Source organism: Pseudoalteromonas sp. APM04 (genome assembly GCF_022809815.1).
Lineage (GTDB): Bacteria > Pseudomonadota > Gammaproteobacteria > Enterobacterales > Alteromonadaceae > Pseudoalteromonas > Pseudoalteromonas marina.
Map to the genome: position 1 here is coordinate 319,553 of NZ_CP094442.1, position 21,751 is coordinate 341,303.

The 21,751-nt window shown below is 40.7% G+C and carries 13 protein-coding genes and 3 rRNA genes; 9 read left to right on the forward strand and 7 right to left on the reverse strand.

Annotation, left to right across the window (positions count from 1 at the left end; translation table 11 throughout):
• Positions 1 to 2 precede the first annotated feature (2 nt).
• The 4 genes from MTP24_RS17340 to ndk all read right to left on the reverse strand — a co-directional run bounded on the left by MTP24_RS17340 (position 3) and on the right by ndk (position 4,596).
• Positions 3 to 863: a RodZ domain-containing protein gene (locus tag MTP24_RS17340; RefSeq protein WP_006793572.1), complete on the reverse strand. Its 861-nt coding sequence runs from the start codon at positions 861 to 863 to the stop codon at positions 3 to 5.
• A complete protein-coding gene (pilW, locus tag MTP24_RS17345; protein ID WP_243534494.1) occupies positions 860 to 2,731 on the reverse strand; it encodes a type IV pilus biogenesis/stability protein PilW in 1,872 nt (623 codons plus the stop codon). Before pilW ends, MTP24_RS17340 begins: the two co-directional genes overlap by 4 nt.
• Positions 2,732 to 2,847: 116 nt before the next feature.
• Positions 2,848 to 3,981 carry a bifunctional tRNA (adenosine(37)-C2)-methyltransferase TrmG/ribosomal RNA large subunit methyltransferase RlmN gene (locus tag MTP24_RS17350; protein ID WP_006793574.1) on the reverse strand — a complete coding sequence of 378 codons (1,134 nt, stop codon included), beginning with the start codon at positions 3,979 to 3,981 and terminating at the stop codon, positions 2,848 to 2,850.
• Between the two features lie 183 nt (positions 3,982 to 4,164).
• The gene (gene ndk / locus MTP24_RS17355; RefSeq protein ID WP_008111339.1) at positions 4,165 to 4,596 is read right to left on the reverse strand and encodes a nucleoside-diphosphate kinase; all 432 of its coding nucleotides are present in this window, start codon (positions 4,594 to 4,596) and stop codon (positions 4,165 to 4,167) included.
• Between the two features lie 227 nt (positions 4,597 to 4,823).
• On the opposite strand from ndk, the gene yegQ reads away from it, so the two are divergent.
• The 6 genes from yegQ to MTP24_RS17385 all read left to right on the forward strand — a co-directional run bounded on the left by yegQ (position 4,824) and on the right by MTP24_RS17385 (position 13,964).
• Complete coding sequence (yegQ, locus tag MTP24_RS17360) at positions 4,824 to 6,212, forward strand: tRNA 5-hydroxyuridine modification protein YegQ (RefSeq protein ID WP_243534496.1); 1,389 nt, start codon at positions 4,824 to 4,826, stop codon at positions 6,210 to 6,212.
• A gap of 416 nt (positions 6,213 to 6,628) precedes the next feature.
• Positions 6,629 to 6,874: a YfhL family 4Fe-4S dicluster ferredoxin gene (locus MTP24_RS17365; protein ID WP_006794873.1), complete on the forward strand. Its 246-nt coding sequence runs from the start codon at positions 6,629 to 6,631 to the stop codon at positions 6,872 to 6,874.
• Positions 6,875 to 7,563: 689 nt separating this feature from the next.
• Positions 7,564 to 9,099 (forward strand): 16S ribosomal RNA (locus MTP24_RS17370).
• Positions 9,100 to 9,394: 295 nt separating this feature from the next.
• Positions 9,395 to 12,281 (forward strand): 23S ribosomal RNA (locus tag MTP24_RS17375).
• Between the two features lie 141 nt (positions 12,282 to 12,422).
• Positions 12,423 to 12,537 (forward strand): 5S ribosomal RNA (rrf, locus tag MTP24_RS17380).
• Together the 16S, 23S and 5S rRNA genes form the textbook arrangement of a ribosomal RNA operon.
• 791 nt (positions 12,538 to 13,328) lie before the next feature.
• Entirely contained in the window at positions 13,329 to 13,964 is a 636-nt protein-coding gene (locus MTP24_RS17385; RefSeq protein WP_243534498.1) for an isoprenylcysteine carboxylmethyltransferase family protein, read from the forward strand.
• A 7-nt stretch (positions 13,965 to 13,971) separates the two neighbouring features.
• Here MTP24_RS17385 and MTP24_RS17390 read toward each other — a convergent pair whose 3' ends face one another.
• From MTP24_RS17390 to MTP24_RS17400, 3 genes are read right to left on the reverse strand one after another with little or no spacing between them, the layout of a single operon-like run.
• Positions 13,972 to 15,984, reverse strand: a complete 2,013-nt coding sequence (locus MTP24_RS17390; RefSeq protein ID WP_243534500.1) for an EAL domain-containing protein — start codon at positions 15,982 to 15,984, stop codon at positions 13,972 to 13,974.
• Positions 15,985 to 16,515 (reverse strand): YfiR family protein, encoded by a 531-nt coding sequence (locus tag MTP24_RS17395; protein ID WP_006794400.1) that lies wholly within the window; start codon positions 16,513 to 16,515, stop codon positions 15,985 to 15,987.
• A 9-nt stretch (positions 16,516 to 16,524) separates the two neighbouring features.
• Positions 16,525 to 18,585, reverse strand: coding sequence for a TonB-dependent receptor (locus MTP24_RS17400; RefSeq protein WP_243534502.1), 2,061 nt, complete (start codon positions 18,583 to 18,585; stop codon positions 16,525 to 16,527).
• Positions 18,586 to 19,066: 481 nt separating this feature from the next.
• On the opposite strand from MTP24_RS17400, the gene MTP24_RS17405 reads away from it, so the two are divergent.
• The 3 genes from MTP24_RS17405 to MTP24_RS17415 all read left to right on the forward strand — a co-directional run bounded on the left by MTP24_RS17405 (position 19,067) and on the right by MTP24_RS17415 (position 21,727).
• Positions 19,067 to 20,080 carry a kelch repeat-containing protein gene (locus MTP24_RS17405; protein ID WP_243534504.1) on the forward strand — a complete coding sequence of 338 codons (1,014 nt, stop codon included), beginning with the start codon at positions 19,067 to 19,069 and terminating at the stop codon, positions 20,078 to 20,080.
• Positions 20,080 to 20,796: a Sir2 family NAD-dependent protein deacetylase gene (locus tag MTP24_RS17410; protein WP_243534506.1), complete on the forward strand. Its 717-nt coding sequence runs from the start codon at positions 20,080 to 20,082 to the stop codon at positions 20,794 to 20,796. The genes MTP24_RS17405 and MTP24_RS17410 overlap by 1 nt, the downstream gene beginning before the upstream one ends.
• Positions 20,797 to 20,929: 133 nt before the next feature.
• A complete protein-coding gene (locus MTP24_RS17415) occupies positions 20,930 to 21,727 on the forward strand; it encodes a response regulator (protein WP_243534508.1) in 798 nt (265 codons plus the stop codon).
• The last annotated feature ends 24 nt before the right edge of the window (positions 21,728 to 21,751 follow it).

A 21,751-nucleotide genomic window follows, 5' to 3' on the forward strand; every position in this document is an offset into this window, starting at 1 on the left:
GACTACTCTGCTAATGGTAATGTAAATTTGGCTAAACGGTTCTTAGGAAAAGCCGAAATATCTATTGGCTCACCGTTTAAGGTAATGTTAACTACATTGTGCTTACCAAGCACAACAGCAAAAGGAGGTGTACCAGAAACAGTCATTCTGTAACCTGCTTTTTTAACGCCAAAGGCTATTTTTTCGCCTTCGCCGTCGTGAATTTCGACCCAGCTTTCGTCATTAAATAGCATTTCTATTGTGCTGATGTCGGCTTTATCGGTATCTGACTCTGAAGTTTGTTCGTTAACTGCTTGTGTTATTTCGTTATTTGTTAAATCTGTACTTTGCTCAATAGACTCTTGGCGTAACTCATCAACATCGTTTGCTGTTTTCTGCTGTTCAATATTAGTTGATTGAATGGCTTGGCGTTCACTCATTATGGTGTTGCCAATATTTATATTTGTGGTTTGTTCTTCAATTGGGGTGGCGTTTTGCCAAAACCATAAAGCAGACGAGCCAATAACAATGGCTATAATAATGTAAGTTACCAACATTAAACGGCTATCGCTTGCTTCTTTTTCTGTACGACGAGAAAAGCTTTGCATGTTAGCTGGTTTTGCTGGTTCAGGTGGTGCTGGCAACATGGCTAATATAGGTGCGCTATCTACTTTTAATTCACGGCAATAGTTCTTTATGTAGCCTTTAACAAAAGTAATAGGTCCTAACGCTTGAAAGTCGTCATTTTCAAGGTGCTTAATTTGAAACTCAGATAGCTTTAGTGGTTTAGCGATGGTTTCAATGCTTACCTTGGCTTGCTCTCTGTGTGCTTTTAAAATTTGGCCTACTGTAGGCTGTTCGCTTTGCGTATTTTCTTCATTCATAATAGGTATGAGTCTGGATCCACTAGTAAAAGTCTATGTCCTGGTTTTAGCTCTATATCAGGACTTAATTTATTCCATCGCATTAATTCATCAATTAATACTTGCTTCTGGGTAGCAATATCGTAAAGGGAGTCGCCAGATTTAATTTCGTAATAAATATTAGGATCGTTTAAGTAAATTTTACTGCCATTCATTACCCGATCCGACTCTTTTAATCCATTCCATTGCAGGAGTTTTTGTAGTTTAACATTGTATCGCACCGAAATGCTAAATAGGTTTTCACCAAACTCAATGATATGAAAAGGCACTCGTAATGTAGCGACTTTAGGATTTAACATAGGTAACGCTGTTTGCTTATTTGATGATAAGTTTGTAAATGTAACGTCACTACCGTTTTGGTAACGACTCGTTTCAAAAATATCTTCATTTTTAGTGGCTTCGTAAAAAACAACATTTGAGTCGTTACTGGCAGCTGTCGTGTTCGTCGTGACTGCTGGCTGATTTGTTTGAGGTGAATTAAAGTTAGCCGTTTTAGGCGCCCCAAAAGAAATAATTTTCACTTCTTCTTTTGGTGCTGCTGGTACGACTTTAGCTGTAACTGTTGAAGCTGCTGTGCTTGACTTAGTAGCAGGCTCTTCAATAACTGACTCAGGCATATTTGTTGTATTTGGTTGAGTTGTTAACGCAAGTAATACCGCAGACGTATCTGTTGATGGCCCAGAGGATTTAATTTGTTGTGTTTCAGCTTGTACTGGCTGTTTTACAATTGTTGTTACAGGTGCTTTAGGTGTAACTTTTTTTGGAGTGACTTCTGGTGTTGTTTCAACTTCATTAACAGCTGTTTCTGCGCTTGTGTTCATATCATTTCTGGCTATGACCGGATTCGCATCTTGCGTGTTTTGTTCAGGCTTTGCTGGACTTATTTGCGCCGGTTGCTTAATAACCAGGCTTGTTGTGCTGTCTTGATTAGGTGCCTTTTTTCTTACTATTTTTATTTTTGGTTTTGCACTTATATATGTGCCGTCTGCATCAGCTTTTAACTCGTTGAGTTTTGCCTTACGATATTTCTCGCGCAGCATTTCAAATTCGTTAAATCGTGTGCGTTGCTCTCTAATTGCGTATGCTTCTTTACTAGTAGAATAGGTTTGTAAAAGTGTGCTTGCTACTTTCTCGGCTTCTTCTATTCGACCCATGCGATTTTTAACTAAATAGCTAAGCATTAAAGCACGCGAAGATACTCGGCCTGTGTCGTCATGTTTTTTAAGAATGTCGTTCGCTTTGTATAAGTCACTTTTTGCATAAAACAGAGCCGCTAAGCTTATAAGAGTAGAGGTTCGTTGAGAGCTGTGATTAAGCGCTTGCTTAAAGTAAGTTTCTGCGTTTTCAAAATCATCAAATTCAATGGCGCACAATGCTAGATTTTCGTAGCTCTCGGCAACACGAATATACGTTGGAATTTCAATGGCTTTTAAAAATTGATCAGTGGCGCGGTCGTATTCATCAATACCACATAAAAATACACCGTAGTTGTTGAGTGTATTAGGATCATCAGGCTTTATATCTAATGCTTTTTGATAGGCTCTGTCGGCTAATGGGTTTTCACCTACTTGCTGGTAGTAATAGGCCATAGAGTAATGAACTTCAGGTAAGTTGGGAGCGAATTCAGCAGCGCGTTCTAGGTTGTATTTTGCTTGTGAATTATTACCTGTTTTTAGGTACTGTAAGGCTAAAGCTATTCGAGTGCGTGCTGCCCCGGCGTTATTGATTTTATTTTTGACAACGGGCTTATTACTGCCGTTATAACTACTTTCGGTAACACAGCCACTTAAAGCCAGTGCCGATAGTGTTATAGCAAGTATAGATCGCATTACCTTATCTCTTTATTTTTGTCCATATTGCCTATATTACCTAAAAGCCCTCATGTTGCATCAATTATTTAATAATAAACGATTTAACAGGAGGGCTTTTAGTAATTTAACTAAATTTAGGCTTGCTGGATGTTAACTGAGATTTTGTTATCGTCACGCATTTTCTTTTTCGCCATACGTTTAGTGCGGTCAACTACATCGCCGGCTAATTGCCCACACGCTGCATCAATATCATCCCCGCGAGTACGACGCACAATACAGGTAATGCCAGCAGCTTGTAAAACCTTAGAAAAGCGGTCTATTCGGCTATTGCTCGAGCGTGTGTATTCGTTACCCGGAAATGGATTAAACGGAATAAGGTTTACCTTAGAAGGCGTGCCTTTTAACGTTTTAACTAATTCGTGAGCTTGATCAGTGCTGTCGTTTACGCCGTTAAGCATTACGTATTCAATTGTTACGTCTTTATTGGCTTTAGAGCCATCAATGTAACGACGACATGCCGCTAAAAACTCTTCAATAGGGTACTTTTTATTAATAGGCACTAAAATATCACGCAGTGCGTTATCTGGCGCGTGAAGTGAAATAGCAAGTGCTACGTCAATCTTCTCTTTTAATAAATCAAGTGCCGGTACCACGCCCGATGTACTTAATGTTACGCGGCGCTTAGATAAACCAAAGCCCCAGTCGTCCATCATTAATTCCATAGCAGGTACTACGTTTTTAACGTTAAGTAATGGCTCGCCCATACCCATCATTACTACGTTAGTAACCGGGCGCTTTTCGCTGTTGCCATCAAGGCCAATATCTTTAGCTACACGCCATACTTGGCCAATAATTTCTGAAACTTTTAAGTTACGGTTAAAGCCTTGTTGTGCGGTAGAGCAAAACGTACATTCTAAAGCACAGCCAACTTGCGAAGATACACATAACGTTGCACGTTCTTTCTCTGGTATCCACACGGCTTCAACTTCTTGGCCGCCTTCAAGGACTAATGCGTATTTGATTGTACCGTCGCTCGCTTGTTGGCGAACTGATATCTCAGGGGCTACAATTTCGCATTCAGCTTTAAGCTTTTCTTTAAGCTTTTTATTTACATTGCTCATTTCGTCGAAGTTATCTACGCCAAAATGATAAATCCATTTCATCACCTGATCGCCACGAAACGGCTTTTCACCGAACGATACAAATAGCTCACGCATTGCATCTCGGTTTAAATCTAATAAGTTAATCTTTTTTTGCGCAGTGGTCATGAAACAACCTTAATCAGTAACGGTGGTGATAAAATTTACAAGGGCGAATTGTACACAATTCACTCACTTTAATCATTAAGTAAAACATCAAATATGCCAGTGTAATACTTTAATTAATGACTAAAAAAGGGCTCGAAAGCCCTTTTCATACTTTGCATCACAGGGTTAACTGTGAAACTCAAATTAACGAGTACGTGGGCAAAGCTCTTCGTCAGCGAAGAAGTATGCGATTTCGCGAGCAGCAGATTCAACAGCGTCAGAACCGTGAACAGCATTTTCGTCGATGCTGTCAGCGTAGTCTGCACGTAAAGTACCAGCTAGTGCTTCAGCAGGGTTAGTAGCACCCATGATTTCACGGTTTTTAAGAACAGCGTTTTCGCCTTCAAGAACGGTAACCATTACTGGGCCAGAAGTCATGAAAGAAACTAAAGCGCCAAAGAAAGGACGTTCGCTGTGCTCAGCGTAGAAGCCTTCAGCTTTCTCTTGTGAAAGGTGAACCATTTTAGCTGCAACGATTTTAAGGCCAGCAGTTTCGAAACGGTTGTAGATAGCGCCGATGTGGTTTTTAGCTACTGCATCAGGTTTTACGATTGAGAAAGTACGCTCTAAAGCCATCTTTATGCTCCAATAATTTATAAGTAAAAGTGTGAATATTAACGGGCGCGAATTATACGCGCTTTAGCTGAAAAATCCTAATTTTATTAAAAACCAGTTCAATTACAATTTTATGATCTTGATCAAGGGGAAATTTTTAGTGCTATTTATACTGCCGCGCTTTGATTTTATATTTAAATTTATGACGCACACAATTGGCTTAATGCCCTTTGTTGTAGGGAGCGCAAATGTCACCTGTTTCTTCAAGCCCTTTTATACCTGAACTATTGTGCCCTGCAGGCAGTTTAAAAAATATGCGTTACGCCTTTGCATATGGAGCCGATGCTGTTTACGCCGGCCAGCCTCGCTACAGTTTGCGTGTGCGTAATAATGAGTTTGACTTAGAGACCTTACAAGTAGGTATTAATGAAGCTCACGCATTAAATAAAAAGTTTTATGTGGTATCAAATATTGCACCGCATAACGCTAAGGTTAAATCGTATTTACGTGATATTGAGCCAGTAATAGCAATGGGGCCCGATGCACTGATTATGTCCGATCCGGGTTTAATTATGCTTGTTCGTGAAAAATGGCCAGCCATGCCTATTCACCTATCGGTGCAAGCAAATGCCGTTAATTACGCTAGTGTGCGGTTTTGGGCAAAACAAGGTATTGAGCGTGTTATTTTATCTCGCGAGCTATCGCTTGAAGAAATAAAGGAAATACGTACACAGTGTCCAGACACCGAGCTAGAAGTATTCGTGCATGGTGCATTATGTATGGCTTATTCTGGACGATGTTTACTCTCGGGTTATATAAATAAGCGCGATCCAAATCAAGGTACATGTACGAATGCATGCCGTTGGGAATACGATGTTAAACCCGGTACTGAGAACGAAACCGGCGAAATGGTACATAAGTTTGATCCGAAACAGGTAATTCCTACTCTTGGCGAAGGCGTGCCAAGTAACGATGTATTTATGCTTGAAGAGCAAGGTCGCCCAGGTGAGTATATGCCTGCATTTGAGGATGAGCATGGCACTTATATTATGAACTCAAAAGATTTGCGTGCTGTGCAGTATGTTGAACAGCTTACAAAAATGGGCGTACATAGTTTAAAAATAGAAGGGCGTACTAAATCATTTTATTACGTTGCGCGCACCGCGCAAGTGTATCGTAAAGCAATAGATGATGCGGTTGCGGGTAAACCATTCGATACAAACTTATTTAAGACGCTTGAGAACTTAGCACATAGAGGCTATACCGAAGGCTTTTTAAAACGCCATGCTCACCAAGAATATCAAAACTACGAATACGGTCATTCGGTGTCTACTAAGCAGCAATTTGTGGGTGAAGTACTAGGGCGCTGCGAAAATGGACTAGTTGAAATAGACGTTAAAAATAAATTTTGTGTTGGGCATTCTTTAGAGCTGATGACACCGCAAGGAAACATTACGTTTGAGCTTGAATACATGCAAAACAAAAAGGGCGAAAGTATTAGCGATGCCAAAGGCTCGGGGCATATTGTAAAAGTTCAGTTAGATGAAGGTATTAATTTAGAGCACGCTATATTGATGCGTAATTTAGACGAGCACCAAGATACACGTAACCCCCATAAGCATACAGTAGTAACTTAACGATTAAACTTAGTAATGAAGGTATCTGTATATCACTGTGAACTTTATTGCTTAAATAAAACGAAAAAGTTTATTCATAATACAAGCTACTTATTAAAGAAATGAACTAATTTACATGCAGTCTGTTAAATCAAGACTCTTCTTTCTTAGTGTTTATATGAGTTATAACCAGTTTAACCAAAATGATAGTAAGTACAACTGCGGGGAATATCCATACATAATCAGCCATTGTTTTTAACTCCAAAACTTAATTAATGACATTAAGATTAATGTTTTCTTAGCGGTTTGCAATAAAAAGTTAATGGGTGCTCGGTGTATTTTTTTAGAGATGAAAAGCGTTAAGTAACTTATAAACTATATAAAACAAGTGCGATTCAGTATTCGCACTTTATTCAAGGTCAACGAAGGAGGTAATAGTGGCACTACTAATAAATAATAAATGCATTAACTGTGATATGTGCGACCCAGAGTGCCCAAATGAAGCAATTTATATGGGCGCTAAAATTTATCAGATAGATTCTGAAAGGTGCACCGAGTGTATAGGGCATTATGAAAAGCCAACCTGTATAAGTGTATGTCCAATAGATTGCATTAAACCAGATCCAAATTGCCGAGAAACTATTGATGAGTTAGCTGATAAATATATACGTATTAATGGTTAGTAATAGTACCTAACAATTTCACTCATACAGTTATATATAAAGGCAGTTTGTGTGAGTGCTTAAGATGAATATTTATGAGGAAGCTCAAAGTTATTATTTTCGTAAAAGTGAAATTAGTTCAAAGTAAATAACCTCATCCTTTGTATAAACTGATTGAAAGGTCTTTTTATATGCAAATTATACCCCCTCAAACCGCGGTTTGTATGTATTTTGTACTAAAACCAAATTCTTTTGAATAAGCGTGAAATAAACGTTGACCATCATTCGAATATCCCTATAATGCGACCCCACTGAGACGGCAGAGCAGGCAACGCTTAGCGAGGCAAGCAAACCACTTAGTGAGTCGAGTAAAACTTGAGTTTAGATTTTTATAAAATTTAAAATTAAGTGTTGACAAAAACACAGGAAAGCGTAAGATTCGCTTCCCTTGAGTCGCTAAGGCAACTCAAACGTTCTTTAACAATATAAAGCAATCATCTGTGTGGGCACTCGTACAGATTGAGTTCTAACAGCCAAGCTACTTAGGTAGTGAGGCAAACAAATTAGAGTCTCAATTGAAACTGAGTGACCAACAGCAATAACTTACTTAGGTTTTACTTAAGAAAAGAATTGCAGCACAGTCAATTCAATATCGAAAGATATTAAATAAATTCAGAATTCATTGAGCTGTCGAAAGACACAAAACTTTTTAATTGAAGAGTTTGATCATGGCTCAGATTGAACGCTGGCGGCAGGCCTAACACATGCAAGTCGAGCGGTAACAGAAAGTAGCTTGCTACTTTGCTGACGAGCGGCGGACGGGTGAGTAATGCTTGGGAACATGCCTTGAGGTGGGGGACAACAGTTGGAAACGACTGCTAATACCGCATAATGTCTACGGACCAAAGGGGGCTTCGGCTCTCGCCTTTAGATTGGCCCAAGTGGGATTAGCTAGTTGGTGAGGTAATGGCTCACCAAGGCAACGATCCCTAGCTGGTTTGAGAGGATGATCAGCCACACTGGAACTGAGACACGGTCCAGACTCCTACGGGAGGCAGCAGTGGGGAATATTGCACAATGGGCGAAAGCCTGATGCAGCCATGCCGCGTGTGTGAAGAAGGCCTTCGGGTTGTAAAGCACTTTCAGTCAGGAGGAAAGGGTGTGAGTTAATACCTCATATCTGTGACGTTACTGACAGAAGAAGCACCGGCTAACTCCGTGCCAGCAGCCGCGGTAATACGGAGGGTGCGAGCGTTAATCGGAATTACTGGGCGTAAAGCGTACGCAGGCGGTTTGTTAAGCGAGATGTGAAAGCCCCGGGCTCAACCTGGGAACTGCATTTCGAACTGGCAAACTAGAGTGTGATAGAGGGTGGTAGAATTTCAGGTGTAGCGGTGAAATGCGTAGAGATCTGAAGGAATACCGATGGCGAAGGCAGCCACCTGGGTCAACACTGACGCTCATGTACGAAAGCGTGGGGAGCAAACGGGATTAGATACCCCGGTAGTCCACGCCGTAAACGATGTCTACTAGAAGCTCGGAACCTCGGTTCTGTTTTTCAAAGCTAACGCATTAAGTAGACCGCCTGGGGAGTACGGCCGCAAGGTTAAAACTCAAATGAATTGACGGGGGCCCGCACAAGCGGTGGAGCATGTGGTTTAATTCGATGCAACGCGAAGAACCTTACCTACACTTGACATACAGAGAACTTTCTAGAGATAGATTGGTGCCTTCGGGAACTCTGATACAGGTGCTGCATGGCTGTCGTCAGCTCGTGTTGTGAGATGTTGGGTTAAGTCCCGCAACGAGCGCAACCCCTATCCTTAGTTGCTAGCAGGTAATGCTGAGAACTCTAAGGAGACTGCCGGTGATAAACCGGAGGAAGGTGGGGACGACGTCAAGTCATCATGGCCCTTACGTGTAGGGCTACACACGTGCTACAATGGCGCATACAGAGTGCTGCGAACCTGCGAAGGTAAGCGAATCACTTAAAGTGTGTCGTAGTCCGGATTGGAGTCTGCAACTCGACTCCATGAAGTCGGAATCGCTAGTAATCGCGTATCAGAATGACGCGGTGAATACGTTCCCGGGCCTTGTACACACCGCCCGTCACACCATGGGAGTGGGTTGCTCCAGAAGTAGATAGTCTAACCCTCGGGAGGACGTTTACCACGGAGTGATTCATGACTGGGGTGAAGTCGTAACAAGGTAGCCCTAGGGGAACCTGGGGCTGGAACACCTCCTTATACGATTTAGAACTTATTTGTTCGTAGTGTCCACACAGATGATTGTTAATTAGTTAAGTCACTGGCTTGGTTAATTAATATGCTCTTTAAAAATTTGGAAAAGCTGATAATAAAATTCGTATGAATACAATTGTATTTGTACAGAGTTTTCAAAAGTAAAAAAGAATGATAGCAGTATCATTCAGTGCCATTTAATCACTCTTATGAGTTGATTGATTGGTATCTACTTTAGTATTCAATATTAACTTCTGGCGAAGTTAAACTGTCACAAAACAAAGACCCGTTTGGGTTGTATGGTTAAGTGACTAAGCGTACACGGTGGATGCCTTGGCAGTTGGAGGCGATGAAGGACGTATTAACTTGCGATAAGCCTAGTCAAGCTAGTAAAAAGCACTTGAGACTAGGATTTCCGAATGGGGAAACCCACCTGCTTGCAGGTATCGTTAACTGAATACATAGGTTAACGAGGCGAACGCGGAGAACTGAAACATCTAAGTACCCGTAGGAAAAGAAATCAACCGAGATTCCGAAAGTAGCGGCGAGCGAAATCGGAACAGCCCTTAAGCTTATTATGTGTTAATGGAAGGCTCTGGAAAGTGCCACGATACAGGGTGATAGTCCCGTACATGAAAAGACATTTTAAGTGAAATCGAGTAGGTCGGAGCACGTGAAACTTTGACTGAATATAGGTGGACCATCATCTAAGGCTAAATACTCCCAACTGACCGATAGTGAACCAGTACCGTGAGGGAAAGGCGAAAAGAACCCCTGTGAGGGGAGTGAAATAGAACCTGAAACCGTGTACGTACAAGCAGTAGGAGCAGACTTGTTCTGTGACTGCGTACCTTTTGTATAATGGGTCAGCGACTTATATTTTGTAGCGAGGTTAACCGATTAGGGTAGCCGTAGGGAAACCGAGTCTTAACTGGGCGAATAGTTGCAAGGTATAGACCCGAAACCCGGTGATCTAGCCATGGGCAGGTTGAAGGTTGAGTAACATCAACTGGAGGACCGAACCCACTAACGTTGAAAAGTTAGGGGATGACCTGTGGCTAGGAGTGAAAGGCTAATCAAACCGGGAGATAGCTGGTTCTCCCCGAAATCTATTTAGGTAGAGCCTCGGACGAATACTTACGGGGGTAGAGCACTGTTAAGGCTAGGGGGTCATCCCGACTTACCAACCCTTTGCAAACTCCGAATACCGTAAAGTAATATCCGGGAGACACACGGCGGGTGCTAACGTCCGTCGTGAAGAGGGAAACAACCCAGACCGCCAGCTAAGGTCCCAAAGTCATAGTTAAGTGGGAAACGATGTGGAAAGGCCCAGACAGCCAGGAGGTTGGCTTAGAAGCAGCCATCCTTTAAAGAAAGCGTAATAGCTCACTGGTCGAGTCGGTCTGCGCGGAAGATGTAACGGGGCTAAACTATGCACCGAAGCTGCGGATTCATACTTTGTATGAGTGGTAGGGGAGCGTTCTGTAAGCGGTTGAAGGTGTACCGGGAGGTATGCTGGACGTATCAGAAGTGCGAATGCTGACATGAGTAACGATAATGCGGGTGAAAAACCCGCACGCCGGAAGACCAAGGGTTCCTATCCCATGTTAATCAGGGTAGGGTAAGTCGACCCCTAAGGCGAGGCCGAAAGGCGTAGTCGATGGGAAACGGATTAATATTTCCGTACTTGGTATAATTGCGATGGGGGGACGGAGAAGGCTAAGCAAGCATGGCGATGGTTGTCCATGTGAAAGTGAGTAGGGCGTTTGTTTAGGTAAATCCGGACGAACATTAAACCTGAGACACGAGACGAGTCACTACGGTGATGAAGTTGCTGATGCCATACTTCCAGGAAAAGCCTCTAAGCTTCAGATTATACCGAATCGTACCCCAAACCGACACAGGTGGTCAGGTAGAGAATACTAAGGCGCTTGAGAGAACTCGGGTGAAGGAACTAGGCAAAATCGTACCGTAACTTCGGGAGAAGGTACGCTCCTATCTGTGATGAGACTTGCTCTCTAAGCGGACGGGAGCCGCAGTGACCAGGTGGCTGGGACTGTTTATTAAAAACACAGCACTGTGCAAAATCGCAAGATGACGTATACGGTGTGACACCTGCCCGGTGCCGGAAGGTTAATTGATGGGGTTATCTTCGGAGAAGCTCTTGATCGAAGCCCCGGTAAACGGCGGCCGTAACTATAACGGTCCTAAGGTAGCGAAATTCCTTGTCGGGTAAGTTCCGACCTGCACGAATGGTGTAACCATGGCCACGCTGTCTCCACCCGAGACTCAGTGAAATTGAAATCGCAGTGAAGATGCTGTGTACCCGCGGCTAGACGGAAAGACCCCGTGAACCTTTACTACAGCTTGGCACTGAACATTGAACCTACATGTGTAGGATAGGTGGGAGACTTTGAAGATGAGACGCTAGTCTTGTTGGAGTCGTCCTTGAAATACCACCCTTGTAGTTTTGATGTTCTAACGTTGGCCCCTGAATCGGGGTTACGGACAGTGCCTGGTGGGTAGTTTGACTGGGGCGGTCTCCTCCCAAAGAGTAACGGAGGAGCACGAAGGTTGGCTAAGTACGGTCGGACATCGTACGGTTAGTGTAATGGTAGAAGCCAGCTTAACTGCGAGACAGACACGTCGAGCAGGTACGAAAGTAGGTCATAGTGATCCGGTGGTTCTGAATGGAAGGGCCATCGCTCAACGGATAAAAGGTACTCCGGGGATAACAGGCTGATACCGCCCAAGAGTTCATATCGACGGCGGTGTTTGGCACCTCGATGTCGGCTCATCACATCCTGGGGCTGAAGTCGGTCCCAAGGGTATGGCTGTTCGCCATTTAAAGTGGTACGCGAGCTGGGTTTAGAACGTCGTGAGACAGTTCGGTCCCTATCTGCCGTGGGCGTTTGAGAATTGAGAGGGGTTGCTCCTAGTACGAGAGGACCGGAGTGAACGAACCGCTGGTGTTCGGGTTGTCATGCCAATGGCATTGCCCGGTAGCTACGTTCGGAACTGATAAGCGCTGAAAGCATCTAAGCGCGAAGCAGGCCTCGAGATGAGTTCTCACTAGACTTTTAAAGTCTCTGAAGGGCCGTTGAAGACTACAACGTTGATAGGCAAGATGTGGAAGTGGTGTGAGCCATTAAGCTAACTTGTACTAATTACCCGTGAGGCTTAACCATACAACGCCAAACGCGTTTTGTGTGACAGTTAAGACAGAAGTTAATAACTAAAGTAGATATTACTGACAGACTTAAAAAATATTATCAGATATTTTCCAAATTCAGTTAGTGCGTAGAGATACGGATTAACGCCCAAATTTGCTTGGTGACAATAGCGTTTTGGACCCACCTGATTCCATGCCGAACTCAGTAGTGAAACGAAACAGCGCCGATGATAGTGTAGCATTTGCTATGTGAAAGTAGGACATTACCAGGCTTCAAATTGTAGAAAGCCGCTTCAGAAATGAAGCGGCTTTTTTACGTCTACAGAAAAGTAATAGTCAACATTCCCTTCTCTAAAGCGTAGCGTCTCTTAAGCGAAGCGCCTCTTTGTGAACAGTGTTTTGGCTTTCCACTGCTGTGGACACCAAGAAATTACGCAGGCCGCAGGCTTCAAATACAATAAAGCTCAATTCGCTAAATTTTTTTACGTTTATAGAAAAGTAATATTCAGTATTTCCTTCTCTAAAGCGAAGCGTCTCCTGAGCGAAGCGCCTCTTTGTGGACAGTGTCTTGGTTATTCAATACACTGACCTATGATAGGTAACATTTGCTATGTGACTCTCTACCGCTGTGGGCACCACGACATTACGCAGGCTTAAAATTGTAGAGAGCCCGACTAGCGATAGTCGTTTTTTTCTGTCTGGGGTTTAGTAAATAGCCAAAACCCTATGCCGAACTCAATAGCGGCTGCTGATGCATATCCTGTGCTCAACGGTATTTTAATTCCCATACATTATGCATAACAACGTCAAAGCGAGATCCGCACAAGTCAGCCTTTACATAATAATAATTTTTATTTCATGGTGACTTTTACAGATTTACTTCTCTATGTATTGATTTAAGATTTATAACAATATAAAAAATACTAGCGATTTAAATAAGCGTATTGGCTAATACTTTTATAGAGATAAGTTATTATTGGTTTTGTTTAACTTTACTTGTTAAAAGTCCTTATGGGCTTTATGCTCTCCTTTTGTTAACGTTTTTACTCATTTAGGGTCCTCTATGTCTTTCCCCTTATTTATCGATGACTCACCTTCTTTAATAGAGTTTACTCGTATCTACCTTGCTTTGTTTTATACCTTTGTAGCAGGCTTTTATACCTATAGAATTATTTATATGTCACGTACTGAGAAAGAAAACATTGTTTTTCCTGGAGTTAAGTATTGTGCAAGTTGGTGGAACCATACTGTGTTTAAGTTCTTTAGAGCCTTGATATGGTTTGTATGTGTATTGCGAGTGTTTGTTCCTTCACTTGATAATTACTTAGGGCTTTTTACCGGTTTGAATGATTGGCCCGGTGTTATGTTTGGCAATGTGATTTTGACAGCAGGTTTTGCTTTATCGATGCTTGTTCATTTTAATATGGCCTCATTGTGGCGTTCAGGGATTGATCCAAACGGTCCACGGGAATTAAAAACAAAGGGGTTATATCAGTTTTCTAGAAACCCTATGTATTTGGGGGTGATAGCCGCTCAAATTGGATTTTTCTTAGCGTTGCCAAGCTTATTTAGTTTAATATGCTTAGTCGTTGGGGTCGCAGCTATATACAGGCAAACTCTGGTAGAGGAAAAACATTTAACCGAGAGCTTTACAGTTGAATATAAACAATATTCACAGGTAGTGCCTCGCTGGTTTTAATTGTGCGTTATTCTTCAATGAATTCGCTGACAAACACCTTTTTTGAAACTGGTTTAGAAAAGTAATAGCCTTGAATATAATCACATTGCATCTGTTTTAGTAACATGTACTGCTCTTGTTTTTCTACTCCCTCAGCAACTACTTCCACATTTAAGTTATGGGCCATTGTGATAATAGCCCTTACTAGTGCAATGCTATTATCATTTTTTTCTATATCCTTTATAAATGATCGATCTATTTTAAGGATGTCGATATCTAATCGTTGTAAGTATGCCAGTGATGAGTAACCCACGCCAAAATCATCAATAGCAACATCTATTTGAAATTCACTTAGGCGCTTGAGCTGTCGTTTTATTTCTGAATCAGTTCCCATTAGAGTGTTCTCTGTTACTTCTATTAAGACAGAGTGTCCGGGTAAATTGAATTGTTCGCTTGCCTGTATCCATTGCTCAACCCACTCACCAGAGCGATCAATCTCCAGTGGTGAGGTATTAACACTAACTTGTATAAGGCGTTTAGATAATTTATTGAATAAAGTACAGTCTTGTATTGCTTGCGATTTCACCCAGCGGCCTATGTCGCTTATTAAGCCATTTTTTTCTGCCATAGGGATAAATTCATTAGGCCCTATTAATCCTTTTTGTGGATGATTCCAGCGGATCAATGCTTCGGCTTTAGTAATACTCTTACCATCAACAGAAAAAATAGGTTGATAGTACAATTCAAACTGATTTTCTTTTAAACCAAGTTTTATTTCTTCTATGAGTTTTCTTTTCTCAGTAGCTTTTTCTTCAATTGAATAAGAGAAAAATTCGTACCTATTTCTACCTTTCTTTTTAGACAAATACATTGCTTGGTCGGCACGCTTTACGAGCTCTTCAACTGTTTTACCATGTTCTGGGTAAAGAGTAATACCTATACTTGCGGTAACATACACTGTCTCTTTTTTTACTTGAATTGAAGTTAATAGGGCATGTTGTACGCTATTTGCAACTTTTGCGGCTCTTTCTAGGTCGGTGACGTTTTGAAGTATTAAAGTAAACTCGTCCCCCCCGAGTCGCGCAATAATGTCTTGTTCACTAATGCATGCTTTTAGCCTATTTGCAACTTGATGCAACAGTAAGTCACCGTAATCATGGCCTAAACTATCATTTACTTCTTTGAACCCATCAAGGTCGATAAAAATTAATGCGAAATTTGTATTATGCGTATTGATTAATGATTGTATCTTTTCGTAGAAATAGCGACGATTAGGCAGGTCCGTAAGGCCATCTTGATATGCGTAGCGGTGAAGCTCGCTGTTAGCATTTTCAAGCTCTTGGGTACGTGTTTTAACTTGATTTTCTAAAGCGTGTTCACGTTGCTCTATTGTATAGAGCATATCGTTAAAACATACGGTTAATTCGCCAACCTCATCATTAGAAAGTTGCTCGGCACGTAAACTATAGTCATTTGATTTAGTGATATCGTTAGCTGTTTGAGCTAAATATAAGATAGGGCTTAAAAAACGACGTCTGAGTACTAATGAAATAATTAGACTGACAGCAAAGGATAGTAGCGTGAGACTAATGATAAACTTTATATAAAACGCTACTCGATTATCTATATAGCTGTTGTTAGCCCGAATTATTAATTCTCCAAGGCTATTTCCATCTATTTTTAATGGTTTTTTTATTTCAACAGTTTGCTTAATACTATCTGAAAATATCAGCGATTGTGTAATTGCTAATTGTTTACCCTCATGGTTACTAACTGAGACTGATATTACATCGGATCGAGTGAGAATAGGATTTATTAGCTCCTGTATCGCATCTGAATCTTCAAAAATAAGCGCTGTAGTTATATTTGGTGCCATCATTTTTGATAATGTGTTTAAGCTTTCTATTTGCTCAACTTGTGCGCTGTTGAGTTCATAGGCGCTAAAGGCAACAGTAACAATACTACTTGATATAAATGCTACGCTCATCAGTATAAAAAGCAGCTTTTTACTTATTGTGTCTAGCGTAAATAGTTTTTTCATTTAGCCATCCACAATTCGCGCAAGGCGCAGTACTTTAGAGCTCATTGTTAAGCCGTCGATTTTAAGGTTGTTTGGTGATATTTCAAAACGGACCTTTCCGCTTGAGAGAAAAAACCTTATGTGCCCATTGCTTTCTATAAATCCGTCATTTTCCCCAACAAGTAAAATATTTTTGTAAGTCAAATTAGGGGTACTCTTCCAGTTTGCATACGTTTTTGAAGTTATGAATACCATGTCGCACAGTTTAATTGAGTTTGGCTCAAGCGATATATGTTTGTTTATTAGTGGGCGTTTTTGAATATTTCGTTTAGTAAGTGCAACATCAGCAATGTCGATGAATGATTTATCTGGGCTACATAATGTAAAGTTATTATTATGATACGTCGGTGTTACCCAATGAGCGAATCGAGCAAAGTTATATAAAAAACCAGCCTTGAGCATATACTCTTTCTCAGTCGCAGCACTCTTAGCACTAAAAAATAGTGTTAATGTAATTAATAGCCCGTTGAGTAAAAGTTTTAATAACTGCATTAAATAATCTTAAAAACTGGCTTTAATTGAAAATGTTATACATTCATCAATGTAGTTAGGCAATGTGTAGGTTTCACGAGTGTTGTTATACTCTATGTGAGAGCCTGCAAACAAGTTTTTACCCGACAAAGCCGTAGACCATGTTTGGTTAATTTGATAATTCCATGTTATATCCATTGTAGTGTAACGGTCGGTATTATAAGCGTCTGAGTTTTCAACTCTAAGCGTTGCAAAAATATTATGTTTATTAAAAAGCGTATAGTTTACTTTGCCAAATACTTGTCTATTAGTTGAATCAAAACCTATAGTTGGTGTTGTTCCCTCGGGTAAATCATAATCAATTTTTGTATAGCTATACCCTAGTTCTGTACTTAGGTTATTCAGCGGTTGCCAGGTTGCAACTATATCAAACCCGTTAGTTGTTGTTTCACCCTGCGAAACAACATCAAGATCGACACGAGTTTGAGTAAGCGCAAATGCCGCTTGTTCAAATTGACCGAGCTGAAAAAAACGTATAGCAGGCAGAAACTGATTGGGGGCGGTGTTAAATCTAATCGCTGCTATATTATCGGCATCTGTATGGAATGCGGACAAATCGAGAGAGGTGTTATTTCCTTCAAAGCGGTAGCCTAACTCGTATGAGACGTAGTTTTCTGATTCAACTTTGTCGTTGCCATTGAGGTAAGTGGCAATCGCATATTCATCAATAGCTTTAATGCCAGTACTTCCACCAAGAGCCTCTTCTACAACTGTCCCATTCACTTTGTAGTCATCATTAAACTCTATCAGGGTAGGTGTACGTACACTTCTAGATATAGCACCCCATATTAGATGGCGCTCTTGTGGCTTATAGATAACCCTAGCCGATGGTTGGTTTTCCCAGCCAGTTAAATCATTGTGGTCGAGCCTAGTGCCGACAACTAAATCAAGATAATTGGGTAAAACATTATATTGGGCTTGGATTAATCCACCATATTGTTGAAGATTGTCTAGGTCTTTATCACTGTCTAAAAATACACTTTCCTCGAAAGATATTTTGTTATATCTGTAATTCAAGCCCCAATCTAGCTGCAAAGAGTCATATAAAAAGTTCATTTGGTAGTCTATATCTATAGATTCAAAGTTTTCTTTTATATATGTTTGGTTGCCACTTTGCTTTAGCCATGACACTTGCAACATTTGGTTTGCGTCGGGGGATATTCTATTTTCGAGACGCGCCATAACACGAGAATCAGTACGTGATAAGTCCCCAGAAAATGAAACGTTTTTATTGGTCTCGTCAATAACTCCACGGTAGTTTTGGCCTAAGTTAGAGTGTGTAACATCTCCTTGTATTAAAGCAGACCATTCGTCACTTGGTGTAAAGTCAGCACGCAAACCCAAAGAATGTTGTTTGGCTGTGTCACTAGGCGTGAGTGAAATTCCTTTTTTTGACTCATTAGCGTCTTTTACATGACCATAAATACGGTAACTGCCTTTATTACTTAAGTCGCCGCCATATCGCGCATTTGCATCAATATTTATTTGATTACCGGTAGTCGCATTCGCGTAGGCACCACGAGTATCAATACTGTTTTTAGTAATAATATTGATCACACCATTATTTGCATTTGTGCCCCACAGTAGGCCGCCTTGACCGCGAATAACTTCTATTCGTTCAATATCATAAAGTGGGACATTCAGTGTTTCCCAATAAACAGCAGCAAATTTAGGTGTATATAAGCTTTGCCCATCAACCATAACTAAAAGCTTACTTGAAAATCGAGACGCAACACCGCGCGAAGAGATTGCCCATTGATTATTATCAAGTTGCCTAACAATAAGTCCAGGTACCATTTTTAATGCTTCTGGTACTGAGTTTGCGCCAGATTTATTAATTTGCTCTTTACTTAAAACATAAATAGACGAGGCGGTATCAAATGCAGATTGAGCTCGCTTCATTGCAGACGTTACTTGAACATCCATTTCCATTAATGCGCTAAGATCGAGCTCAGCATCTTCAAAAGGATCTGCAATTACAAGCGGTGATAAAAACAATAATGGCCATAGTGATTGATGCGAAATTTTCACTAAGGAACTCCTACCTAGTCATAAGTTATATAAGCGAAATTGCTTTTCTTAAACATTTGAAGAACATTACATTAACATTATGAATGGTGTAAATATAGCAAAAATACGCTGCTACTTTTTATGTGAGCCTTTAACTTTTTTCAATATATCATTAGCTTATAAAGTAACCATAATAAAAAATAAACCACAGCTAATGTATACACAGTTTCATTAATATTAATTTTAAATGATTAATAATATAAATTATCTTTAAACAAAAGTATTAAGTCCATGTTCAATTGTTTTTTTATCAAACAAAAGCGGATGATTTTTACACTTAACGTAAGTTCATAAAGTTAATTTAACAAAAAAGTAGCTTTGACTTATTTTATATTTTGAGGTGTTGAAAGCAGTAAGTGCATCACAAGGCTTATCAAAACTGGTTCAGCGTTGAAAAATAAATTAACCTTACTTTATTAACCTTTAATAAGATTATTTTTATATGAGTTTTATTTTTTCTGCACTGCTAGCTAGCATTCCTGCTTTACCTGAGCCTGTTGCAAACAACGCAGTAGCTAAAGTTACAGCGCAAAATAACACCTATTTCTTAAGCTTTATGGGCTTAGCTTCAAATAAACAATTTAGTGATGTACATAATAAAGTGTGGGCATTAAAGCTGGGAGAAAGGCAATGGCAGGCTAAATTGGCAGTACCTTCTAGCTTGCCAATTAAGGGGCGTTTAGCAAGTACAGCGGTTGGTATAGGCAAATACGCTTATGTATTTGGTGGCTACACTGTTGCTGCAGATCACACGGAAATATCGAGCCCCGACGTGTATAAATACAATATAACCACAAATAGCTATACGCAACTCAAGTCTATGCCAGTCCCAGTAGATGACAGCGTAGCGCTAAGCTACAAAGACCGTTACATATACCTTATTAGCGGTTGGCATAACGATGGCAACGTAAATTTAGTACAAGTTTACGACACACATACCAATAAATGGCAGCAAGCTTCACCGTTTTTAGGTGAGCCTGTTTTTGGCCAAGCGGCTGCAATTAGTGGTAATACTATTGTTATTTGTGATGGCGTAAAAACCCAAGCAAATCCAAATTCACGCCGCTCGTTTTCAGGGGTTGCACAATGTTTAAAAGGCACAATAAATGCCAACAACCCACAAAAAATAGATTGGCGAACGCTGCCACACCCAACAGGCGAAGCACATTATCGTATGGCTGCTACAAGCTATAATGGCCATATTTACATGCTAGCTGGCTCAAGCAACCCCTATAATTACGATGGCATTGGTTATAACAAACAGCCAGCTCCAGCAAGTCGTCATGTATGGCGCTTTAATATTAAAAATAATACATGGCAAGTAATGCAGCCACTTAAAACTGCAACGATGGATCACCGAGGCTTACTAGAGCATAACGGTATTTTATATCGTATTGGTGGAATGAATAACCAACAGCAAGTTATTAATGATGTGCTAGGTTACGAGGTCAAATAATGAATACGCTTTATATTACCGGCGCAGGGGTAAGCGCGGCTAGTGGTATACCTACGTTTAGAGGGGAAGAAGGCTTTTGGACTATAGGCAGTAAAAACTATACGCCTATGGAAATGGCAACGCGCGCTATGTATCAAAATAATCCGCGTGAGTTTTTGGCTTGGTATTACAACCGTTTTGCAACGTATCGTAACCATGGCCCTAATGACGTGCATCATTGGTTGAGTGATAAAAACTTAATAACCCAAAATATAGATGGGCTTGATGGCAAAGCCGGTAACAAAAATTACATTGCTATACACGGCAGGCTGGATCAAATGACGCTATTTCATGAGCAAGGCGAAGCCGTTAAACCGCTAATGACCCCGTGGGATAATGTAGATGAAAGCCGCCTGCATGAATCTCTTTTTGAGCTGTTTAATATTCAAAACCAAACACCTGAGCTTAACCACTCGTTTAAGCCTTTTGTGTTGTTGTTTGATGAATTTTACACCGAGCTTTACAGAATAACCCAAGCACAGCAGCGAATGCTCAACGCTGATAAAATTGTATTTATGGGCACCTCGTTTAGTGTAAATATCACCCAAATGGCATTAGAAATAGCCCGTACTTATAACATACCTATCGAGGTGGTCGATCCTAAACCTGCTCACATACTACACCCAAATGTAAGTTATAAAAAAATGACCGCGCTTGAGTACATTCAAAAGTTTTGATTTATTTGTAATTTAAAACTTACAAATAAATGCATATAAATAAGCGTTTTGTTAACCCCAGTGATACATGTTGTTTTATAATGAAACCGTAAAACCGAAATCGTTTAGCAATAACATAACCCAAGAGAGTTACATGAGTGATTTAACTGCAATAGCCAATTTATCAATATTATTAGTAGAGCCTTCAGAGGTTCAGCAAAAACTGATAATCAAATCACTAACTCAATGTGGTGTAACCCAAGTAGAAACCTCAAGCAATCAAGCGCAAACGTTAGCCCTTTTAGAAAAATATCAGCCCGATTTAGTTATTAGTAGTATGTATTTAGCCGATGGCACTGCAGACTCTTTGTTACAAAGCATTCGTTCGAACCCGCGCACAGAAAGCCAAGCGTTTATGTTGATCTCGAGCGAACGCAATAAAAAATACCTTGAGCAATTAAGGCAGTCGGGCGTATTAGCCATTTTACCTAAACCATTTAGTGCTGATGCAATTACACGCGCGTTAAAAGCGACGCTCGACATAATTACAGAAGAAGAGGTCGAACTAGAGCATTTTGATGTCACTTTATTACGAGTTCTGGTTGTTGACGATAGTCGTTTTGCGCGCAAGCATATTATTCGTGTGCTTGCTGGTATGGGAATTCCAGCCCCGGTTGAGGCGCAAGATGGTAAACAAGCAATTGAAAAACTTAACGAACAGTCATTCGATTTAATCGTTACCGATTACAACATGCCAGAAATGGATGGTCGCGAACTAACCGAAACTGTACGTGGCTCAAATGCTTACTCGCATATTCCTATTTTAATGGTGAGCTCAGAGGCGAACGACACCCATCTTGCCAATATTGCGCAAGCGGGCGTTGATGCCATTTGCGATAAACCGTTTGAACCCGCCACAGTGCGAGATTTGCTTTTCAAAATAATGTCGTGATAGACATTTTTTCATCACATATAT

What these genes read in the sequence shown, in the direction of transcription:
- pilW (WP_243534494.1), bottom strand. Translation starts at nt 2,731, where the DNA reads ATGCGATCTATACTTGCTATAACACTATCGGCACTGGCTTTAAGTGGC.
- MTP24_RS17410 (WP_243534506.1), top strand. Translation starts at nt 20,080, where the DNA reads ATGAATACGCTTTATATTACCGGCGCAGGGGTAAGCGCGGCTAGTGGT.
- MTP24_RS17405 (WP_243534504.1), top strand. Translation starts at nt 19,067, where the DNA reads ATGAGTTTTATTTTTTCTGCACTGCTAGCTAGCATTCCTGCTTTACCT.
- MTP24_RS17390 (WP_243534500.1), bottom strand. Translation starts at nt 15,984, where the DNA reads ATGAAAAAACTATTTACGCTAGACACAATAAGTAAAAAGCTGCTTTTT.
- ndk (WP_008111339.1), bottom strand. Translation starts at nt 4,596, where the DNA reads ATGGCTTTAGAGCGTACTTTCTCAATCGTAAAACCTGATGCAGTAGCT.
- MTP24_RS17340 (WP_006793572.1), bottom strand. Translation starts at nt 863, where the DNA reads ATGAATGAAGAAAATACGCAAAGCGAACAGCCTACAGTAGGCCAAATT.
- MTP24_RS17395 (WP_006794400.1), bottom strand. Translation starts at nt 16,515, where the DNA reads ATGCAGTTATTAAAACTTTTACTCAACGGGCTATTAATTACATTAACA.
- MTP24_RS17385 (WP_243534498.1), top strand. Translation starts at nt 13,329, where the DNA reads ATGTCTTTCCCCTTATTTATCGATGACTCACCTTCTTTAATAGAGTTT.
- MTP24_RS17350 (WP_006793574.1), bottom strand. Translation starts at nt 3,981, where the DNA reads ATGACCACTGCGCAAAAAAAGATTAACTTATTAGATTTAAACCGAGAT.
- yegQ (WP_243534496.1), top strand. Translation starts at nt 4,824, where the DNA reads ATGTCACCTGTTTCTTCAAGCCCTTTTATACCTGAACTATTGTGCCCT.
- MTP24_RS17415 (WP_243534508.1), top strand. Translation starts at nt 20,930, where the DNA reads ATGAGTGATTTAACTGCAATAGCCAATTTATCAATATTATTAGTAGAG.